Here is a 19,182-nt window from a genome sequence, read left to right on the forward strand (position 1 = left end):
TGATTGTCCCCTACTTACCTTGGATCAGACCAACTTAGAGATTGACAAAGCGGTATTTCCTCTCTATCATAGTTAAATGATAATGATTATCATCTTCATTCAACTACATACCTTCTAAAGGAGCATAGCACATGCCAAGCCTCAAAAAATTAGTACTCCCGTTAACCCTGCTTCTCTTCACCTTGATCCTGGCCTCCTGTGGCCAACCGGATAACTCGGCTGCGACAGCTCCGGCAGCAGCCGCCACAAGTCAGGCAACCGTAGCGCCTGAGGCCAGCCCGGCAGCTGTCACGGAAGCGGCTGCTGCAACACGGAAGTATACCGATTACAAGAAACGGGAGGTTGAAATCCCCGCCGATCCCCAGAAGATTGTGTATGTCGGCAGTAATCCGGGTGACCTGCTGGCGCTGGGGATTAAGCCTGCGGGAGCTTCGCTAAGCGTCATCGGTACTCAGGTGGCTTACCCCGATCTGCTCGAAGGGATTGAGGACATCGGGTATCCGTTCTCTGCTGAGAAGATTCTGGCCTTATCCCCGGACCTGATTATCTTCGACGATTGGGACGAGACCGGGATTGAAGCGTTAAGCAAAATCGCACCGACCGTGGTCGTAGGACTGGACGGCACCTTCCCGACGGAGGAGCGTGTCCGGCAGCTCGCTGATTTGTTCGGCCGCACGGAAGCTGCTGACCGCTGGTTCAATGATTACCAGGCGAAGGTGGAGTCTGTGAAGAAGCAGCTCAATCTTACTGAAGGTGATACAGCTACCTCCCTGCTGGTGCTTGGCTCCGAGCTGTACATTATGGGCGGCAAAGGTCTGAACGAAACGCTGTACGGACAGCTTGGCTTCAAGCCGGCGGAAGGCGTACAGAAGCTGGTCGATGCCGGCGAACGGTTCGTAACCATCTCTGACGAGGTGCTGCCACAGTATATTGGAAAGCATATGTTCCTCCTTACCGACACCAGCAGCAAGACGGCTGCAAGACAGAGCGCGCTGATGGACAGCGGCTTATGGAAAGCGATCCCTGCCGTCAAGGAGGGCCGTGTATACACCTTCGACAGCAAATATAACTTCGATGACCCGATTACCCTCGACCGGCTGCTGGATGAGATCGTGGAGATTTTTGGCAGCAAGGGTAAACAGTAATTAGAAAAATATCGCGCTGGCGAATTGTATTCGGTTTTTCGCATACATTTAGACCGCATACCTCGTGTGTGCTCATTGTAATCGGTTTTCCGATTACATTTAGACCGCATACCTCGTGTGTGCTCATTGTAATCGGTTTTTCGATTACATTTAGACCGCGTACCTCGTGTGTGCTCATTGTAATCGGTTTTTCGATTACATTTAGACCGCATACCTCGTGTGTGCTCATTGTAATCGGTTTTTCGATTACATTCGGCCCACATGCCTCGCGACAGCGTATTGTAATCGGTTTTCCGCACACATTCCGTCCACGCACATCTCGCCAGCCGATTGTGTTCGCTTTTCTGCATACATTCCGCCCACGCACCATCACACTACTCCTAAAAAAGACTTAGGCTGCCCGGGAACATCCCGGCAGCCTAAGTCTTTGTCTAGCCTATACTTCTACTCCCGCTTACCTGCCCGCCCTCACCGAAACCGCACCCTTCGCGGCGATATCAAGGGTCAATAATTTTTCCCCCTCCAGCCGCACAGCCACGGTCTCCGGGGTCTCTCCGTCGTTGAACAGGACGACTGCGATGGACCCGTCGCGGTTGCGGAAGGCTACGGAACGCACGGGCTCATGACTGGCGGCAGACTCCAGGCGCAATGCTCCGGGGCGGATCACCTTGCTGAAATGTGCCAGTGCATAGTAGTCCAGAGTGTACGTCAGCTCCCGGGTCTGCTGGTTGACCGTCACTACCCCGCGGCAGGTGCTCTCCCCGAAGCCGGGCACCGTAGGGCCGTTCAGTTCATCCAAGGCCATATTCCATAGCACGAACGATTTGCTGTGATTCCGCAGAATCTCAATTCCCGTGCGCATCACATTGGAGAAGGCCTGCTCGAACGGGGGAATCCATTCCCCGCCGGAGCCTTCGGTGAAATGGACCTCATGATCCGGGTAGGCCGCCTGCACCTCCGACTGCGCGGACGCCGCGCCGCCGTACCAGTGCCAGGCTACGCCGTCCACCTCTTCCGCGGCTGCCTCCAGCACAGACAGCGGATAATCCGGCCGGTCCCAGTTATGGTCGTAGCAGAAGATTTTGGCGGCCAGCCCGTGCTGCCTGAACGCAGGCTTCAGATAGTCCCGGATGAACTCCCGCTGCTCCTCCGGCAGCATCAGCATACTGGGGTAATGCTGCGGCTCATAGAGCGGCTCGTTCTGCACAGTGACAGCATAGATAGGTAAGCCATGAGCGGCATAAGCCTGAATATAGCGGACAAAATAATCCGCATACACCCGGTAATACTCTGGCTTCAGCCGTCCGGCGATCATCGAGCCGCTGGTCTTCATCCAGCCCGGCGCACTCCAGGGGGAGGCCATCAGCTTCAGCTCAGGATTAAGTCTAAGTGCCTCCTGCACCAAAGGAATGATGTCTGCTTCATCGTGGGCGATGGAGAATCCGGCCAACTCCGGATCGCTCCCGCCTTCAGGCAGGTCGTTATAGCTATAAACCGTTCTGGCATAATCCGAGGCTCCCATGGGATTACGCAGGAAGGACAGGCCGATGCCCGCCTGCGGATCGAACAGCTTGCGCATTACCTCCGTCCGCTGCTCTGCACCCAGCACCTGATGGATCAGGTAGGCGGCCGAGTCGGTGAAGGAAGCCCCGAAGCCATCCATCTCCTGATAGGTCTTACTCGCATCAATGTCTACGGTGACCGTAACTGCATCATCAGAAATCTGCGGCAGCTGTGCTGCGGACTGCTCTATAAACAGCTCGTTCTCTCCGCTGGACTGGTACATGATCATTTCCCGCATGTGTTATCCCTCCATCTTCTTATATAAAAGGGCCCAAAACGGGCCCTCCCTTGCGCCTTGCCTACTTAATGCCCAGCTTGGCCTTATTGGCTTTCATCTTCTCGCTGCGGACCTCTACGATTTTGCTCCAGTTGTTCTTGTCCAGGAAGGCCTTATGCTCCGCCAGAATGCTGTCAAAGGTTGCCTCGTCCTTGGCACGGATCATGCTGACCAGCGTGGTGTTCCAGTTCGTATTAATGGCCGTCTGGTCGCGGGCCTCCGCCGTCCCCTGATCGGGGTTAATATTCTCCAGGATGAAATGCGGCTTCAGCTTGCCTTTACCCCATTCCTGCATCTGCTTGATCGACTCGGGGAAGGCGTCCTTGCTCAGCGCTTTGTGGCGGTCATGTCCGAAGAACATGAATTCGCCCATCCGGTAGTCCTTCTTGAACTTATCCGCATTATTAAGCTGCAGGTCCTTCACTTCCGGCAGCAGCTCAACCGTACCGTCGGGATTGGATTTATAAGTTACACCTTCAATCCCGTAGTTCATCAGCTTCTGCCCTTCTTCGCTCAGCAGATACGTGAAGATCTGAATCGCTTTGGCCGGGTCCTTGCAATTCTTGGTGATGTAATTGATCATCCAGCCGGTAATCCCGGATTGATTGAGGGTCGGCTGATGCCCTACGGTGCTCTGCGGCCCGTCAACAGCCATATACTCCTTGCCGGGATTGGCACTCATGAAAATCTGCAAATTGCCGCCCTGCTGTGGAGTACCGTCAAGCAGCATGGTCGCATATTTGCCGGACTTCACCTTTTCCTCAAAGCCGGTTCCGTCATCTGCGAAGCTGTCATCACTGATCGCCCCGTCCCGGTACACGGCATTCAGCGTCCGCAGCCAGGTCAGATAATCCTCATCCAGATTGCGGTTGTAGAACTTGCCGTCCTCCGTCTCCAGCGGAACGCCGATGAAATCCTGCAGCGCATCCCCGAGCGAGCCGGTCCCTTCCCCGATAGCATTGAACCCGAAGGGAATCATATCCGGGAATTTGCTCTTAATCTCATTCATTGTCTTCTGGAAGGCCTCCGGGGTCCCGAAGTCAGGGCTGCCCAGCGCTTTATACACATCCTTGCGGATGACAAAAGCCGTCTTCGCCGGAATATTGCCGCTGTCATAATCCGCCTGTGTATTGGAATAGTTCGGATAACCGTAGGTTTTGCCGTCCTTCAGCTGGAACCAGTTCAGCGTGTCGGCAGCAGCCACCTTGTTGAAATACGGGTCATACTTCTCCGCCAGCTCATTGAGCGGAAGCGCCCAGGTGGAGGCCTTTTGCACAACCGGGGAATTGGAGTCGAAGATCGTCAGCAGATCCGGCATATCGCCGCCCGCGAAGAACGTATTCAGCTTCGTATCGTCCCCGGTAATGAACTTGATGTTGATGTTCAGATCCTCTTTGATTTTCTTGGTGACTACATCCTTGCCGAAGTCCGTATTCCACCAGTCTGCGTTCACATACCAGGTTAAGTCCGTAGTCTCCTCTTTCTTATCGAGCTGCCAGGCCGGAGTCTCCGGGTCTACCGTATACCGGTTGTCCAGGGACACCTCTACCGCCTTAGTGGAGCCGCCGCCCGAGCTGCAGCCTGCCGCCACCAGCATAGCCGCCATCAGGAGCAGCGCGGATTTTAGCGTTTTTGTGCCGAGAACCTTAGTCATCTTGATCATCTTCTTGACCTCCTATAATGTAGTGAACCTCTTCTACTCCTTGACTGCCCCCAGCATCATGCCCGAGATGAAGTACCGCTGAAGAATGGGATACATCGCAACAATCGGCAGTGTGGTAATGACAATGGTGGCCAGCTGAACTCCTTTGGTGGTGGTCTCAATGACGACGGAGCCGCCGATATTCTGCATGGACTGGGTCTGCGACTGCACAATAATCTCATACAGCTTCATCTGCAGCGGGTAGAGCGCCTGATCGGTGATATACAGCTTCGTGGTCATGAAGTCGTTCCATTGTCCCACCCCGTTGAACAGGGCGATGGTGGCCATCGCGGGCATGGACAGCGGAATGAAGATTTTGAGGAAAATATGCCAGTCGCCTGCGCCGTCAATCTTGGCCGACTCCTCCAGCGAATCCGGCACGTTCCGGAAAAAGTTCATCAGAATCACCACATCGTAATAACTGAATAATGCGGGGATAATGTAGACCCAGAAGCTGTTCAGCAGCCCGAGCGATTTGATAAGCAGATACGTCGGAATCATTCCGCCGGAGAAAAACATCGTGATGACGCCCATCGCCACATACAGCTTGCGGCCGCGGATGTATCTTTTGCTGAGACCGTAGCCGATCATTGCGCAAAAGAACACGTGGGTGATCACCCCGAGAAACGTCTTGGCGACCGAGACAACGAAGGATTGACCGATCGTGCTGTCATTGAAGACCGCCCGGTAATTCTCCAGCGAGAATTCTTTGGACCAGAAGATGAATCCGCCCTCGGCAAGCGCCCTGCCCGAACTAAGGGAGGAGATAATTACGTTCCATAGGGGAACGAGGATAATAACCATGAAGCAGACCAACAGCACCTTATTCACCGCATCAAAGATCCGGCTGTCGAGATCTTCCCGTATGACCTTCCGATTCACTCTAACGCCCCCTCTACAACACGGATTGATTATCGTTCAATTTACTGGTGACCTTGTTGGCCATAAGCAGCAGGATTACCGAGACAATGGAGACACCGAGGCCGACAGCCGTAGCATAAGAGAAATCGCCCTGCGTCATCCCCATGCGGTAGACATAAGAGTTGATAACCTCTGCTTTCTCCCGGTTCTGCGAGTTCATCAAGACCAGCGTCTGATCCAGATTCGAGCCGAGTAGGCCGCTTACCGTCAAAATCAGATTCAGGCTGATGATCGCCTTCATGTTCGGAAGGGTGATATTCCAGATCTGACGCAGCCGGCCGGCTCCATCAATCCGGGCCGCTTCGTAGTAGGTGGGGTCAATCTTGGCCATAATCGCCAGATACAGAATGGTGCCCCAGCCGGCTTCCTTCCAGATATCGGACAACGTGGCAATCCACCAGTACTTGCCTGCATCCAGCAGGATGTTGGAAGGCTTCGAGATCAGCCCAAGATTCAGCAGCAGCTCATTGAACAGCCCCGAGGTGGAGAACCAGGTGATCAGCATCCCGCCCAGGACGATCCACGACAGGAAATGCGGCAGATAGGAGATCGTTTGGACGAATTTTTTGAAGCGGCCCATGTTCAGCTCGTAGATCATAATGGCGAGGATAATCGGAATGATGAACCCGATCCCAAGCTTCAGGAAGCTGATGCCCAGCGTATTGATGACAGCATCCCAGAAATATTCGTCCGACAGAATAATCCTGAAGTTGTCCAGGCCCACCCAAGGTGCAGTAGACAGGGTATCAATGACCGTGTAATTCTTGAAGGCAATGGTCAGCCCGTAGATAGGTATGTAGCAGAAAATAATCATAAAAATAATGCCCGGCAGCACCATCGATTGAATCTCCCACTGCCTCTTGTAATCGGTTACAAATTCTTTGATCCGCTGCCCCACAGGCTTCTTGGCGGACGGCGGAACAGCTGGCGGGATGGAAGCTGATGTTGTAGACGCTGATGTTTTATTCATGATCTTGTCCCCCTCTCCATTGAGATATCCTGATGGTGCTCACATTGGTGCTCAAAGCAATAAAAACGTTTTTATTTTGGCGCAAAAAATCCCCCTCCTGTAAAATCAGTTTCACCCGCTGCCCTCTATCTGCGGTCCTTCCGCTCCAGCTTCACATGACTTGAGCCTCTTACTACAAGCTCACCCTGCAGCTTCTGTGCTGCGCCCTGCTCCTTGTCTTGAATCATGCGGACCAGATGATCGATCGCCAGCATGCCCTGTCTTGCAATCTGATTCCTTACCGTCGTGAGCGGCGGCGAATAATAAGGGGCGATATCAATATCATCGAAGCCCATCACGCTAACATCCTGCGGCACTTCATAACCGTAGCTCTTGAGCGCTTGAATACAGCCCATTGCACTGATATCATTGCCGGCCAGGAAGGCGTCGGGGACTCTCGCGGGATGCAGGCGGAGGTAAGACTTCACGGCATTATAGGTGCTGTCCTCCTCAAAATACCCCTGGAGGATAAACTCCTCCTCCACCGGAAGCTGGTATTCACGCAGCGCGGCCAGATAGCCTTCCTTCCGCTGCACGCTATCGAACATCGTATCCACGCCGGAGATATAGGCAATCCGCTTATGCCCCAGGCTGATTAAATACTTCGTAGCCTCATAGCCTGATTCATAGGAATCAAAGATAATGCTGCCCATCCCTTCATCCTCCAGCACCCGGTCCAGAAACACCGCCTTGATCTTGTCTTTCTTCATAGCGGCAATGTCCTGCTCGTCGATGCCCAGCTCCTCATAGATAATGACACCATCCACCCGCCGTCCGAGGATATTGCTCATAATGACTTGTTTGTCCTTGGTGACGAATACATTCAGGCCATAGCCCAGGCGGTCGCACTGACGGGACATGGATTCTACCAGCTTGTAGAAGTATGGACCGGATACACTTGTTGTGAAAAAACCCAGCATCTTCGTGGTACCCGATTTCAGCAGCTTACCGTTCAGATTCGGCACGTAATTCAGGCGCTGGGCCACCTTCAGAATATGCGCTTTGGTCTCCGGGCTCAGCACATCCACATCGTTCAGGGCGTTGGAGACCGTCGAGATGGAGACCCCGGCTTCCCGTGCGACATCTTTGATCGTTATCTTAGCCATATCAATGTTCCTTTTTGATAAAAACGTTTTTATTGACTCTAAAGTAACATGAAACCGCTTTAAATACAACACTTTTTCTCATGGGCTTGTCCTGCCACCTTTTCCGCTCATTATTGCCCGCCAGACACAAGGCCTAACCTCTGTCTAGCATACAATAACTTCTATGTCATTAAATTCATCTTATTTTACTATAAGACAGCGGGATTTAGCTATGCCGGAGTAAGGTTACACATCACAGCCTTATGCCGAAGAAAGGCCTTGCACAGCTTGGCAGGCCCTCCTTTGGCATATCGTATTATTTGGTCAAGCCCACACGCCGGTAACGCATCACTCTGCGGTACATGGATTTATCCTTCAGCTGATTAAAAATGTAGGGATCGGGATTCATATTCACTTCAATGATCCACGGCTTCAGTGAGTGGTCTAGTCCGACATCTACACCGAATTGCCGGTGGTGCGGATAAGTCTTTTTCAGTTGCCGCGCTATGCGTGTGCCCAGCCGGTTCATTTCCCCCTTAAGCTGCACAAGCTGCTGCGCAGACAGATGGGTAGAGAGCAAATGCTCCACTGCGGTCGGTTTGCCGCCGCTGTGGTAATTGGTCACAATTTTGCGCGGATGCCCCAGCCGCCCGATAATCCCCGTAGCTTCCCATACGCCCTTGGGACTGAGCTGCACCATCACCCGGATATCGAAACGGCGCCCGTGATGCTTCAGCAGATGGATACCTTTTTGCAGCAGATAACTCCTCTTCCCGATTCTTGTCGCCAGACTGTGATGAAAAGCCTCAAACGTAGCGAAACGGCGCACGGTCTCCTCATACTGATACATATATCCCTGCCGGTCCTTCCACTCCGCGCGGATCACGCCCATGCCATACGTTCCCCGTTCCGGCTTGATATAGATCATTCCATAGCCGTGCATCATCTGCTCCAGATTACGCCTGTTAAATCTCCGGGTATCGGGGATGAACCCCTTAATACTCTCGTTCTTAAGCAGCAGTTGTGTCTTATACCATTTGCTCAGTCCTGAATGAATGGGTTTGGCTGTCACTTATGCACTCTCCTGTCCGGGCTGGGAGCCAACGCTCCGTTTTAACATAAGATTACATATTCACTGCATCCTATGCCGCCGGAGGTGCCGTGGAATATATCATTTGCCCCGTATAGAAAGATTAACTTGTGCGGGATAATTGCCCTCTCCATAGCAGCTCAGCAGGCATACGCTAGTGAAGACGATCAAATGTCAATATATGTATGGAGATGAATCTATGTCCCTTGCTGCTGTAAGTGTAACCTCAAGCGCTCCACCGATCGACGTCCTGATTCCTGCTATCGAAAAGGATCTCGCCACCCTCCCTTATGTGATTGATAGTCTTCGCCGTTATGTTCAGCACTCTATCAGCAATATCTACATTGTCTCGCCGGAGAATAGTAGAATCAGACAGCTGTGCTCCCGGAAAGCTTGCATCTTTGTCAATGAAACCACCGTCCTCCCATTCACCAAAAAAGCGATCCGCTATTCCTCCTCCCGCTGGAACCGGTCAGGCTGGCTGTATCAGCAGCTGCTCAAGATGAATGGGGATCAGGTGTGCCGTGAGAAGTATTTCCTGGTCATTGATGCAGATACGGTGCTCATCCGTCCCCATCGCTTCCGTGCCGGCGGGAAAAGTATCTTCTATTGCCGCAACTGGAGCCAGCCGGAGTATTTCCGCACCTACCGCAAGCTGCTCGGTACCCCTGCGCCTTCACCCAAGTCGTTCGTGACCCACTACATGCTGTTTGATTCCGCGAAGCTGGCCAGTCTCAAAAGAAAAATAGCAGCCCGCCACGGCATGTCCTGGCACGCGGCTATTCTGCACTCTATCAACAAGAAGCGGCAGTTCGGCTTCTCCGAATTCGAGACTTATGCCAACTACGTGTACAGCGCAGACCGCACCTCTGTGCTGCTCAAGAATGCCAATAATAAAGCACTGAAGACCCCGGCGGGCTCGCTGACTGAGGCGCAAATCCGGAAGTACGCCGGGACTTACCGTTCGCTCTCCTTCCACCAGCGCAAGGGATACTCCACTCCGGGCAAGCCTTAAGGAGGCAAGAAACGTGATGCATACTATTCTTCTGTGCGGCGGCTCCGGCCAGCGGCTGTGGCCTCTGTCCGGCAGCATCCGCTCCAAGATGTTCCTGCAGCTCCTGCCTGCACCGGGCGGGGACACAGAATCCATGATCGGGCGGGTATGCCGTCAGCTCAGTCAGGCCGGACTGGATAAATCCCTGTTGCTCGTGGCCCATCAGGAGCAGGTAGCCCTCACGCAGCGGTATACCGGAAGCAATTATCCGGTAATTGGAGAGCCGTGCAAGCGCGGCACCTTCACTGCTGCCGCGTTCGGCGCGCTGCACTTGCTTGCCACCGGAAAGGCACAGCCGGAGGACATCATCTGTATCGCTCCAGCAGACATGTATGCGGATGATGATTTCTTCCGCCAGTTCCATCGATTCGAGGCACTTCTGCCCGATTCTGGGGCCGAACTCCTCCTGCTTGGAACGAAGCCTGCCTATCCCTCAGAGCAATACGGCTATATCGTCCCGGCACAGGAGGACGATGGCGGGTATGCTCCGGTACTATCTTTTGCAGAGAAGCCGGATAAAGTTAAAGCCCTGGAGTTGATGCAGGAGAAGGCCTTATGGAATTGCGGGGTGTTCGCTGCGCGGCTCGGCTTCCTGCTGGAGCATCTGGAGCGGCTGGGGCTGCCTGTGGAATTCGCAGCATTAACCGCACTGTACCCAGAGCTCCCGGTGCGCAGCTTCGACAAGGAAGTGGCAGAACGCAACACCAAGGCTGTTGTCGTAAGGCATGAGGGGGAATGGTCCGACCTGGGAAGCTGGGATACGCTGACAGCCCGGCTGCCATCGCAGGTTATTGGAGTAGGCGGGCTATGGGGAGAATGCGGAGACAGTCACCTTATCAACGAGCTGGAGGTGCCGCTGCATGTCATTGGGGTCTCCGGTATAGTCGCCATAGCCGGTCCCGAAGGCATCCTGATCGCAGATAAGAAGGACGCTAACACCATCAAGGATATTCTGGCGGAGAATTCAGTAACGGAGCCGAGGTATGGTGAAACGGGCTGGGGCAGTTATACCGTGCTGGACCGGGAATCAGACGGCTCCCGGCTTGTCCTTACGGCAATGCTTACCCTGCTGCCGGGCCATAGCATACCTGAGATGACCTGTGATCATTGTACCAAGTCCTGGATGATTGCGTCCGGCCACGGTGAGGTACGGGTGGATGGGTGCGCAGCTGAAGCAGCGGCAGGCGGGATCTATACCATAGCCAGAGGACAACGACATACGGTCAGCGCCTGGAGCGCAATGAAGCTCATTGAGGTGCAGATAGGCGAAGCGGGGGATAACCAGCGTAGGCAGAATCGCTGACACAACAAAGAGATATCCCAAACAGCCGTGGCGGGCGGTTAGGGATATCTCTAAGCTACGCTAATTATAGGATTTGAAACACTGGCTGCTCTTGAATGTATTGTACCGGCACCTCCGGGAACTGACGGCTCAGCCGCGCCGCCAGCAGCTTCATTCCCGGCGCTTCGCTCTCGGCATGGCCGAGCATGATGAGTCCCCTGTCCTTGCCCTGCCGGACCGCATCGCGGATATACTCAGGCACCTCCCATTCGGGCCCTTCACCGGCGATGACCAGATCAAGCGACTCCTGCTCATACATCGGGATGACCGAATGGCCATTCCCCCGGTAACCGACCAGTACCCCCACTCTGGAGCAGGTGGCGGAGAGGTTCCCGGCAACGCGGACATAAGGGATATTCAACTTCTGCTTCAGATACTCTGCAACCCCGGAAACGGTCATCTCAGGAATGGAGAGGATCGACACCTCGGGCAGATGCCTCTCCACATAGGCTTCCCATTCCAGCTCCTGCAGCAGTCCTTCCACGATCCCGTCCAGCGCATAGCGGTGTATCGTGTCATGGAAGCGGTAGATGCCTACCCCGCTGCTTGAAATCAGTGCAGACTTCTCCTGGTAGACGGAATCCTGCTCCAGCGCGCTACCGTGACCTTGGTGGCTATAAAATACACCTTCATGCGTGATCACCAGGTTGGCGCCAAGCCGGGCCGCCTGCTCCACTACATATTGCGAAGCGGCGAAGGCAGTCACGATTCCCTGCACTTCTGTTCCCGCAGCGTCCGGCTCAAGCTTATCCACCGTATTCACGGGCAGCTGTATCCCTGCGGCTAAATGCTCCATCACATCACTGAACGTCAGTGCCATGATCTTCTCCTCCTTGATATTACCTATAATTTAATAAATAGTCCGTCCCAATGCATCTGCAATCCCGCTCTTGCGGTAGAAATACGTATTGATCTGGTCGCGCCATTCCTTGGCATGAGCCGCCTGCCCCTGAAGGCGCTCCTCCACCTGAGTGTACAGGCCTTCTGCGATGCTGCCCTTCAGTCCGCCCCATGCGTCCAGCAGCCCCTCGGCACGCTCTGCACCTTCGAAATGCGTATCGTAAATATGCTGGATCACGGTTTTGCCGGAATGCAGCACATGAGTGTACGGCACATGATGGAAGAACAGCAGCAGCTCATCAGGGCATTCCTCCAGGGAATCATAACGTACGGCGTTGCTGCCCATATACTGGGCGCTGTACCCTGTGCCTGTCGCCACGGTCCGGTCTACCCCGATGCCCTGATGATCGGCATAGTGGTAGGTGCCCCACATTGAATATTCATAGCCGTCCACATTCGGGCCGTAGTGATGCTCGGGATTGATCATCCAGCCTACGCCAAGCGGCGATGTATAAGACTCATAGATCTCCCAGGAGTCCAGCAAAATCCGGCTGATCACTCCGGCAACCGCTGTGTCCGTGCCGAATGTCAAGGCGATCCATTCGGCCGCAATCTCCTCCGCACTCAGCTCAGGATTCCAGGCCAGCCGGCCGAAGCCGTAGAGATTCGCCTGAGCCAGCAGATGGCCGGTCCAGTTGCGGTCATTGCCCACATTGGATACCGCCGCAATCCCGCTCAGGCGGTTGCCCCACAGTGATCCGTCAACGATCCGCTTAACTGGGGCCGGACCGCCCTTGGCCTGCGTATCGAATTCCATAATCTCCTTCCACTGCGGAACGAGATAGCAGACATGGCGCTGCTGTCCGGTATATTCCTGGGCGATCTGGAATTCGATCACATGGTTCGTCCGTTCCAGGGCACCGAAGAGCGGAGATACCGGCTCTCTGACCTGGAAATCCATCGGGCCGTTCTTGATCTGCAGAATGACATTATCATGGAACTGGCCGTCCAGCGGCTTGAAATGATCATAAGCCGCTCTGGCCCGATCTGTCTTGCGGTCACGCCAGTCCTGCTTGCAGTTGTATACAAAGCAGCGCCAGATCACGATGCCGCCGTAAGGCTCCAGGGCTTCCGCCAGCATGTTGGCCCCGTCTGCATGGTTCCGTCCGTAAGTGAACGGGCCGGGACGGTTCTCCGAATCGGCCTTGACCACGAAGCCGCCGAAATCGGGAATAGCAGCATAGATGTCTGCGGCTCTCGACTTCCACCATTCCTTCACGCCGGCATCCAGCGGATCAGCGGTGCCTACTTCCCCTTCATGCATAGGTCCGGCGAAGTTCACGCACAGGTACAGACGGATGCCATAGATGCGGAAGATATCCGCGATTCTGGCCACATCCGGCAGATAGGTGGAGATAAACAGCGTCTCCAGCGCATGAACGTTCACGTTGTTGATCGCTATAGCGTTAATGCCGGCGGTAGACATCAGCCGCGCATAGTCTGTAATTCTGTCCATATCCTTCGTGAACTGGTTATTCTCATACAGGAAGGATCTGCCGGAATAGCCGCGCTCCACACTGCCGTCGAAATTATCCCAGTGATTAATCATCCGCAGCGAATTCACAGGATTCACTATTTCATCCAGATTCTCAATGTCCTTGCCGCTGGCAATCAGGCGCAAAAGATGGAAGACGCCGTATAACACACCTGCCTGGGAGGAAGCCCCTACAGCGATGCATTTAAGGGACTGGCTGGTTCGGATGGCGAACCCTTCTACTCCTACAGCTTGGACGGTCTCGTCCTCGAACAAGCCCTGGAGCAGCGGATGATCACCCGTGAAGGTGCCGAAGGCCACACCGAAATCTTCAAGCTGCGGCTTGGAGACAGCCTCAAGGTCCAATAGTGAGGCAATGCCTCTTGTCCATTCCTGAAGTGCAGCCTGGATGGTCTCCCCGCCTTCTGTAACGGATACTGCTCCGCACCATTTCGCATATTGCTTATATAGGGGGCCTTGTTGAAGCTTAGGATAGCTTAACCACGCATTGTATCCGCTGTCATATTGTGCAGCATACTCATTCCCGGATTGTTGTCTCATGTCCATATCTCCTCTGCATACATCTTGTATACTAGATTTCATTCAGGTTCATCCTACCACGCAGCCGCAGCCCCGGAACATTGTCAAATCACGCTAATATTTACCCAAATCAAGCAGAATCCTGTATACTAATAACAAGTGTACATCCCTATCATGAGAACGCAAAGTATCAGGGGGCGATCCTATTGGTTGCAGCTTTTGAACCGCCGGTCCCGGGGCAAAGCCTTAGTGAAACTATCATCCCGGATGTGAAAACCACGCTCAACCTGTTCGGCATGCATCTGCGCAAGGTGAGCGGGGAATGGGATTATCCGCAGCACGCCCATCCCCAATATGAATTCAATTATGTGCTTGAAGGAGAGCAGCTGCTCACCGTCAACAACCACAGCTACCTTCAGCGCGCCGGGGATCTGGTCCTCTTGAGGCCGGGCGACATCCACTCCAGCCGCAGCGGAAACGGCGGGGCCTTCACCTATTTTTGCATCCATTTCGATATTGATGACAAGCTGTTCATTTCACTTCTCAGCCGGTTGAATCATGTATTATTCACCTCAGAGAGCAATGTTGCCCACAGATTAGGACCGCTCCTCAGCAGGCTGGTGGAGATTTCCACCTCCGGCTCCGGCAGCATCACGATCTCCCAGCGCATGAGGCTGCAGTCTGCCGTCTTCGAGCTGTTCGCCCAGCTCTGGGAGGTCTTCTCCCTGGAGGCTGACAATTCCTCCCCGGGCACTTATGAGCGGATCGAGCTGGCCCACCAGATCCGCAGCCGTCTCCAGGGGCTGGTCTATCAGCAGTTCAAGCAGGAGGTACCCTATGACAGCCATTATGGCGTTGACGACATCGCCGCTGAGCTGGGGATCAGCCCTTCGCACTGCTACCGGGTCTTCCGCCAGGTATTCGGCCTCTCCCCCCGCGTCTACCTGTCTGAGCAGATGCTGCATGAAGCCAAGGTACTGCTGGATGACCACAGCCTGAGCGTCAGCCAGATCTCCGGCTTGCTCGGCTACCGCGATATCGCCCATTTCAGCAGACAGTTCAAGCGCTGGAGCGGCCAGTCGCCGCGGGAATACCGCGAGGGCAGGAGCTAGGCAGAGCGCGGAGCCTGTACAGCTGTATATCAAGTAGAAGCGGCTTCGCCGTCCTTTTAAAGGACGGTACCGTTTCAGCGGGAAATAGAAGGATAAGTTATCGTGTGCAACCTATAAGTTCTTATATTTTTAGTAAAAGCCTGCCTCCATCGTTGATGAGGGCGGGCTTTTTGCGCTATTGCGGGCGGGGCTTGCTGAAGGCCAGCCCTATTTTTTGATATACGTGGCGAAATGCTCCTGGAGGTTCTTGGAGTCGATATCCGCCCGCAGATGGTGGTGCAGCAGCTCGTCGATCCCGGCGGTGTCCCCCTGCACGATATAATCCAGCAGCTGCTGGTGCTCCTGCCGGATGGCGGCCAGCTTCTCATCCTTCAGCATGTGCAGCTTCCGGTAGCGGATATAGTGCACATTGAACTGCTGGAGCACACCCCACAGGAATTCGCGCCCGGCCAGGCCGAACATGGTGCGGTGGAACTGGTCATCAAGCTGCAGGAACACCTCTGCTCCCTCCGCCTGCTCAATACACTTCTGCTGCTGCGCAAGGTTGTCCCTCAGCTCATGCAGCCCTTTAAGCGGGATATTCCCGGCCAGCGATTTCATAATCTCCTTCTCCAGCACATTGCGCAGGTAGATAATCTGTTCCACGGACTCCAGGTCTATGAAGGATACGAGATTGCCTTTTTTGGGATAAATATCGACGTATTGCTCCAGGGACAGCTGCTTCAGCACATCACGGATCGGCGTCCGCGACAGCTGGAAGCGCTCGGACAGAGCCGTCTCACTGATCATCGCCCCCGGCTTCAGCTCAAGGGAGAGAATCTCCTGCTTGAGGTAGGCCATTATTTCTTTTTTGGAAGTCATGGAATAGACCAACTTTCTGTTCGGGATTGTTCTTCCCCCCATTATATAGAAAAGGGATATGAATTTCATTGACAAAGATGAACGCATATTCTATGATCATTACGAATCCTATCTTGTATACAAGATTGTGCCACATGTAACGCTGGTTCTGTAAGGTCAATTGTCACAAGGCTTCGAATGGTTATCATTTGTATTTATGCTTATCTTACTTAAGGAGGAAAATGATAATGAATATGACTTGGAGATGGTACGGCGAGGGCAATGACAACATCACTCTTGACCACATCCGTCAAATCCCGGGCGTTATGGGCATCGTCTGGTCGCTGCACCACAAGGTGGCCGGTGAGGTCTGGGAGATGGAAGACATCCAAAAGGTTGCCGATCAGATCACAGCCAAGGGGTTCAGCACAGCGGTTGTTGAAAGTGTCAACGTTCATGATGATATCAAAATCGGACTGCCGTCCCGCGACAAATACATTGACATCTATATCGATACCATCCGCAAGCTCGCCAAGGTTGGCGTCAAGGTCATCTGCTACAACTTCATGCCGGTGTTCGACTGGACCCGTACCGAGCTGTACAAGGAGCTGCCGGACGGCTCGAACGCCCTCTTTTATGAAAAGGCTGCCATTACTGATAATCCGCGCGAGATGGTAGACCGCATTCTGAAGGGTGCCGGACAATTCACGATGCCTGGCTGGGAGCCGGAGCGGCTGGCCAAGCTGGATGAGCTGTTCGCGGCCTATGCTGACGTTACCGAAGATAAGCTGTTCGACAACCTGAAATATTTCCTGGAGCGCATCATTCCGGTGTGTGAAGAAGTGGATATCAAAATGGCAATTCACCCGGATGATCCGGCCTGGCCGATCTTCGGACTGCCGCGCATTATCCGCAGCCGCGATACGATCCGCCGCTTCCTGGACATGGTGGACAGCCCGTATAACGGCCTGACCTTCTGCACCGGCTCTCTCGGCACCAACCCGGAGAATGATCTTCCGGCGATGATCCGCGAGTTCCACGACCGGATTTATTTTGCCCATATCCGTAATGTGAAGGTGTTCGAGAACGGCGACTTCATTGAGGTATCCCACCGGGGCCGTGATGGCAGCGTAGATGTTGCGGAGGTTGTTAAGGCGTATCATGAGAGCGGCTTCACCGGTTATGTGCGTCCGGACCATGGCAGACATCTCTGGGGCGAGGAAAAGAACTGCCGTCCGGGATATGGCCTCTACGACAGAGCGATGGGCATCATGTATCTGCTCGGCGTATGGGACAGCCTGGAGAATGTCAAGGGGGCCAAGTAAATGCTGAGTCTGAGCAGAAGCAGCATCGCGGACCGGGAAGCCTGGGAAGCCGCAGGGGTAGAGCTGCCGCAGTTCGATTTCGCAGCGGTAGCGCAGAATACGTTAGAGAAGCCGGAGTGGGTTCACTTCGGGGCGGGGAATATTTTCAGAGGCTTCGTGGCGAATGCGCACCAGAAGCTGCTGGACAGCGGCAAGGCCAATACCGGCATCATCGCCGCCGAGACCTTCGACTTCGAGATGATCGACAAGGTCTATAAGCCTTACGATAATCTGACCCTGCTGGTGCTGATGAATGCAGCCGGCGACTTCCAGAAGCGGATCGTCAGCAGCATTGTCGAAGGCATCACTGCAGATAAAACGCGGGAAGCGGACTACAGCCGCCTGACTGAGATTTTCGAGAATCCCAGTCTGCAGATGGCGAGCTTCACGATTACGGAGAAGGGATATTCGCTGACCGGTCCTGATGGGCAGTATCTTGGCATTGTGCAGAAGGACATTGCCGGCGGACCGGAGCATCCGGTTCATGCCATGAGCATCGTGGCTTCCTTCGCCTACAAGCGTTACCTGAAGGGCCAGTACCCGATGACCTTCGTCAGCATGGACAATTGCTCGCATAACGGCGACAAGCTGAAGAACGGCATGGTTACCATCGCCAAGGAATGGGCCGCCAAAGGTCTTGTAGAGGAAGGGTTCGTGGCTTACCTGGAGGATGAGCAGAAGATCACCTTCCCGCTGTCCATGATCGACAAAATCACCCCGCGCCCGTCCGAATCCGTCCAGGCAGCATTGCTGGAACAGGGAATCGGCGGCATGGATGTGATCGTCACCTCCAAGAACACGTACACTGCTCCCTTCGTTAACGCGGAGATCAGCGAGTATCTGGTCATTGAGGATAAGTTCACCAACGGACGTCCGGCGCTTGAAGAAGCCGGTATTATCTTCACGGACCGCGACACGGTTAACAACGTGGAGACGATGAAGGTAACCACCTGCCTCAACCCGCTACATACGGCGCTGGCGGTAACCGGCTGTCTGCTCGGCTACACGCTCATTGCCGATGAGATGAAGGACGCCACACTTCGCAAGCTCGTGGAGACCATCGGCTACAAGGAAGGCCTGCCGGTTGTGGTTGATCCCGGCATCCTGAGTCCGAAGCAATTCCTGGACGAGGTGCTGCAGGAACGGTTCGCCAACCCGTTCATCCCTGACACTCCGCAGCGGATCGCCACCGATACTTCACAGAAGGTCGGCATCCGCTTCGGCGAGACGATCAAGTCGTATATCCGGCGGGATGATCTTGACCCGGCCCAGTTAACGGCCATCCCGCTGGCAATTGCCGCCTGGTGCCGGTATCTGCTGGGCGTGAACGATGAAGGCGCTGCGTTCACGCTCAGTTCCGACCCGCTGCTGGAATCGCTGCAAGCGCGGCTTGAAGGTGTTGCCTTGGGCGCGGATGCTGCTACGGCTGCTGGCGTGCGCGCGGTGCTGGAGGACCAGGCCATCTTCGGCGTGGACCTGTACGCCGCCGGACTCGGCGGGACGATCGAGGGCATGTTCACCGAGATGCTGGCTGGTCCGGGCGCGGTAAGAGCTACGCTGGAGAAGTACACCGCCTGAGGACGGGCGGATGTGCGCGAACATAAGTAGAAAGGCTAGGCTCTCCTTGAAAAAGGAGGGCCTAGCCTTTCTTGTATGGTGACCTTGTAAGGATCTCTTTGGTAGGGTGATAATGTATAAACCGGTCTGCTTAGCTGAGTGTTGCGTTTCTGCTGCACCAAATCACACTAGACTGCGGAAGTTGGC

Annotated in this window: 15 protein-coding genes; 6 read left to right on the forward strand and 9 right to left on the reverse strand. The window is 54.4% G+C overall.

Features of this window, described 5'->3' with window-relative positions; all coding sequences use genetic code 11:
- Positions 1–131: 131 nt before the first annotated feature.
- Positions 132–1,145: an ABC transporter substrate-binding protein gene (locus J2Z70_RS08165; protein WP_209871362.1), complete on the forward strand. Its 1,014-nt coding sequence runs from the start codon at positions 132–134 to the stop codon at positions 1,143–1,145.
- 454 nt (positions 1,146–1,599) lie between these two features.
- On the opposite strand, the gene J2Z70_RS08170 is transcribed toward J2Z70_RS08165, so the two are convergent.
- The 6 genes from J2Z70_RS08170 to J2Z70_RS08195 form a co-directional block, all read right to left on the reverse strand.
- A complete protein-coding gene (locus J2Z70_RS08170) occupies positions 1,600–2,946 on the reverse strand; it encodes a glycoside hydrolase family 30 protein (RefSeq protein WP_209871366.1) in 1,347 nt (448 codons plus the stop codon).
- Positions 2,947–3,007: 61 nt separating this feature from the next.
- Positions 3,008–4,648, reverse strand: a complete 1,641-nt coding sequence (locus tag J2Z70_RS08175; RefSeq protein ID WP_209871369.1) for a type 2 periplasmic-binding domain-containing protein — start codon at positions 4,646–4,648, stop codon at positions 3,008–3,010.
- A gap of 33 nt (positions 4,649–4,681) precedes the next feature.
- Positions 4,682–5,569: a carbohydrate ABC transporter permease gene (locus J2Z70_RS08180; protein WP_076081195.1), complete on the reverse strand. Its 888-nt coding sequence runs from the start codon at positions 5,567–5,569 to the stop codon at positions 4,682–4,684.
- A 13-nt stretch (positions 5,570–5,582) separates the two neighbouring features.
- Positions 5,583–6,578 carry an ABC transporter permease gene (locus tag J2Z70_RS08185; protein ID WP_209871372.1) on the reverse strand — a complete coding sequence of 332 codons (996 nt, stop codon included), beginning with the start codon at positions 6,576–6,578 and terminating at the stop codon, positions 5,583–5,585.
- 125 nt (positions 6,579–6,703) lie between these two features.
- Positions 6,704–7,723 carry a LacI family DNA-binding transcriptional regulator gene (locus J2Z70_RS08190; protein WP_036731707.1) on the reverse strand — a complete coding sequence of 340 codons (1,020 nt, stop codon included), beginning with the start codon at positions 7,721–7,723 and terminating at the stop codon, positions 6,704–6,706.
- A gap of 295 nt (positions 7,724–8,018) precedes the next feature.
- Positions 8,019–8,774 carry a YheC/YheD family protein gene (locus J2Z70_RS08195; RefSeq protein WP_209871375.1) on the reverse strand — a complete coding sequence of 252 codons (756 nt, stop codon included), beginning with the start codon at positions 8,772–8,774 and terminating at the stop codon, positions 8,019–8,021.
- A gap of 217 nt (positions 8,775–8,991) precedes the next feature.
- On the opposite strand from J2Z70_RS08195, the gene J2Z70_RS08200 reads away from it, so the two are divergent.
- Together J2Z70_RS08200 and J2Z70_RS08205 are read left to right on the forward strand one after the other, a co-directional pair.
- Complete coding sequence (locus tag J2Z70_RS08200; protein ID WP_209871747.1) at positions 8,992–9,807, forward strand: DUF6492 family protein; 816 nt, start codon at positions 8,992–8,994, stop codon at positions 9,805–9,807.
- A gap of 16 nt (positions 9,808–9,823) precedes the next feature.
- On the forward strand, positions 9,824–11,149 hold the full coding sequence (locus J2Z70_RS08205; protein WP_209871378.1) for a sugar phosphate nucleotidyltransferase: 1,326 nt from the start codon (positions 9,824–9,826) through the stop codon (positions 11,147–11,149).
- Positions 11,150–11,213: 64 nt separating this feature from the next.
- Here the strand turns inward: J2Z70_RS08205 and J2Z70_RS08210 are convergent, their stop codons facing one another.
- Together J2Z70_RS08210 and J2Z70_RS08215 are read right to left on the reverse strand one after the other, a co-directional pair.
- On the reverse strand, positions 11,214–12,008 hold the full coding sequence (locus J2Z70_RS08210) for a Nif3-like dinuclear metal center hexameric protein (RefSeq protein WP_209871380.1): 795 nt from the start codon (positions 12,006–12,008) through the stop codon (positions 11,214–11,216).
- Between the two features lie 30 nt (positions 12,009–12,038).
- On the reverse strand, positions 12,039–14,123 hold the full coding sequence (locus J2Z70_RS08215) for an alpha-glucuronidase family glycosyl hydrolase (protein WP_209871383.1): 2,085 nt from the start codon (positions 14,121–14,123) through the stop codon (positions 12,039–12,041).
- A 185-nt stretch (positions 14,124–14,308) separates the two neighbouring features.
- Here J2Z70_RS08215 and J2Z70_RS08220 point away from each other — a divergent pair, with 185 nt between their 5' ends.
- Positions 14,309–15,214 (forward strand): AraC family transcriptional regulator, encoded by a 906-nt coding sequence (locus J2Z70_RS08220; RefSeq protein WP_245368073.1) that lies wholly within the window; start codon positions 14,309–14,311, stop codon positions 15,212–15,214.
- A gap of 207 nt (positions 15,215–15,421) precedes the next feature.
- Here J2Z70_RS08220 and J2Z70_RS08225 read toward each other — a convergent pair whose 3' ends face one another.
- Positions 15,422–16,075 carry a GntR family transcriptional regulator gene (locus J2Z70_RS08225; protein WP_036731680.1) on the reverse strand — a complete coding sequence of 218 codons (654 nt, stop codon included), beginning with the start codon at positions 16,073–16,075 and terminating at the stop codon, positions 15,422–15,424.
- A gap of 227 nt (positions 16,076–16,302) precedes the next feature.
- On the opposite strand from J2Z70_RS08225, the gene uxuA reads away from it, so the two are divergent.
- On the forward strand, positions 16,303–17,379 hold the full coding sequence (gene uxuA / locus J2Z70_RS08230; RefSeq protein WP_076081214.1) for a mannonate dehydratase: 1,077 nt from the start codon (positions 16,303–16,305) through the stop codon (positions 17,377–17,379).
- Complete coding sequence (locus J2Z70_RS08235; protein WP_209871386.1) at positions 17,380–18,996, forward strand: mannitol dehydrogenase family protein; 1,617 nt, start codon at positions 17,380–17,382, stop codon at positions 18,994–18,996.
- Positions 18,997–19,182 lie beyond the last annotated feature (186 nt).

Origin of the sequence: Paenibacillus silagei, from assembly GCF_017874735.1 — a bacterium.
In the GTDB taxonomy this organism is placed as follows: domain Bacteria; phylum Bacillota; class Bacilli; order Paenibacillales; family Paenibacillaceae; genus Paenibacillus_AQ; species Paenibacillus_AQ silagei.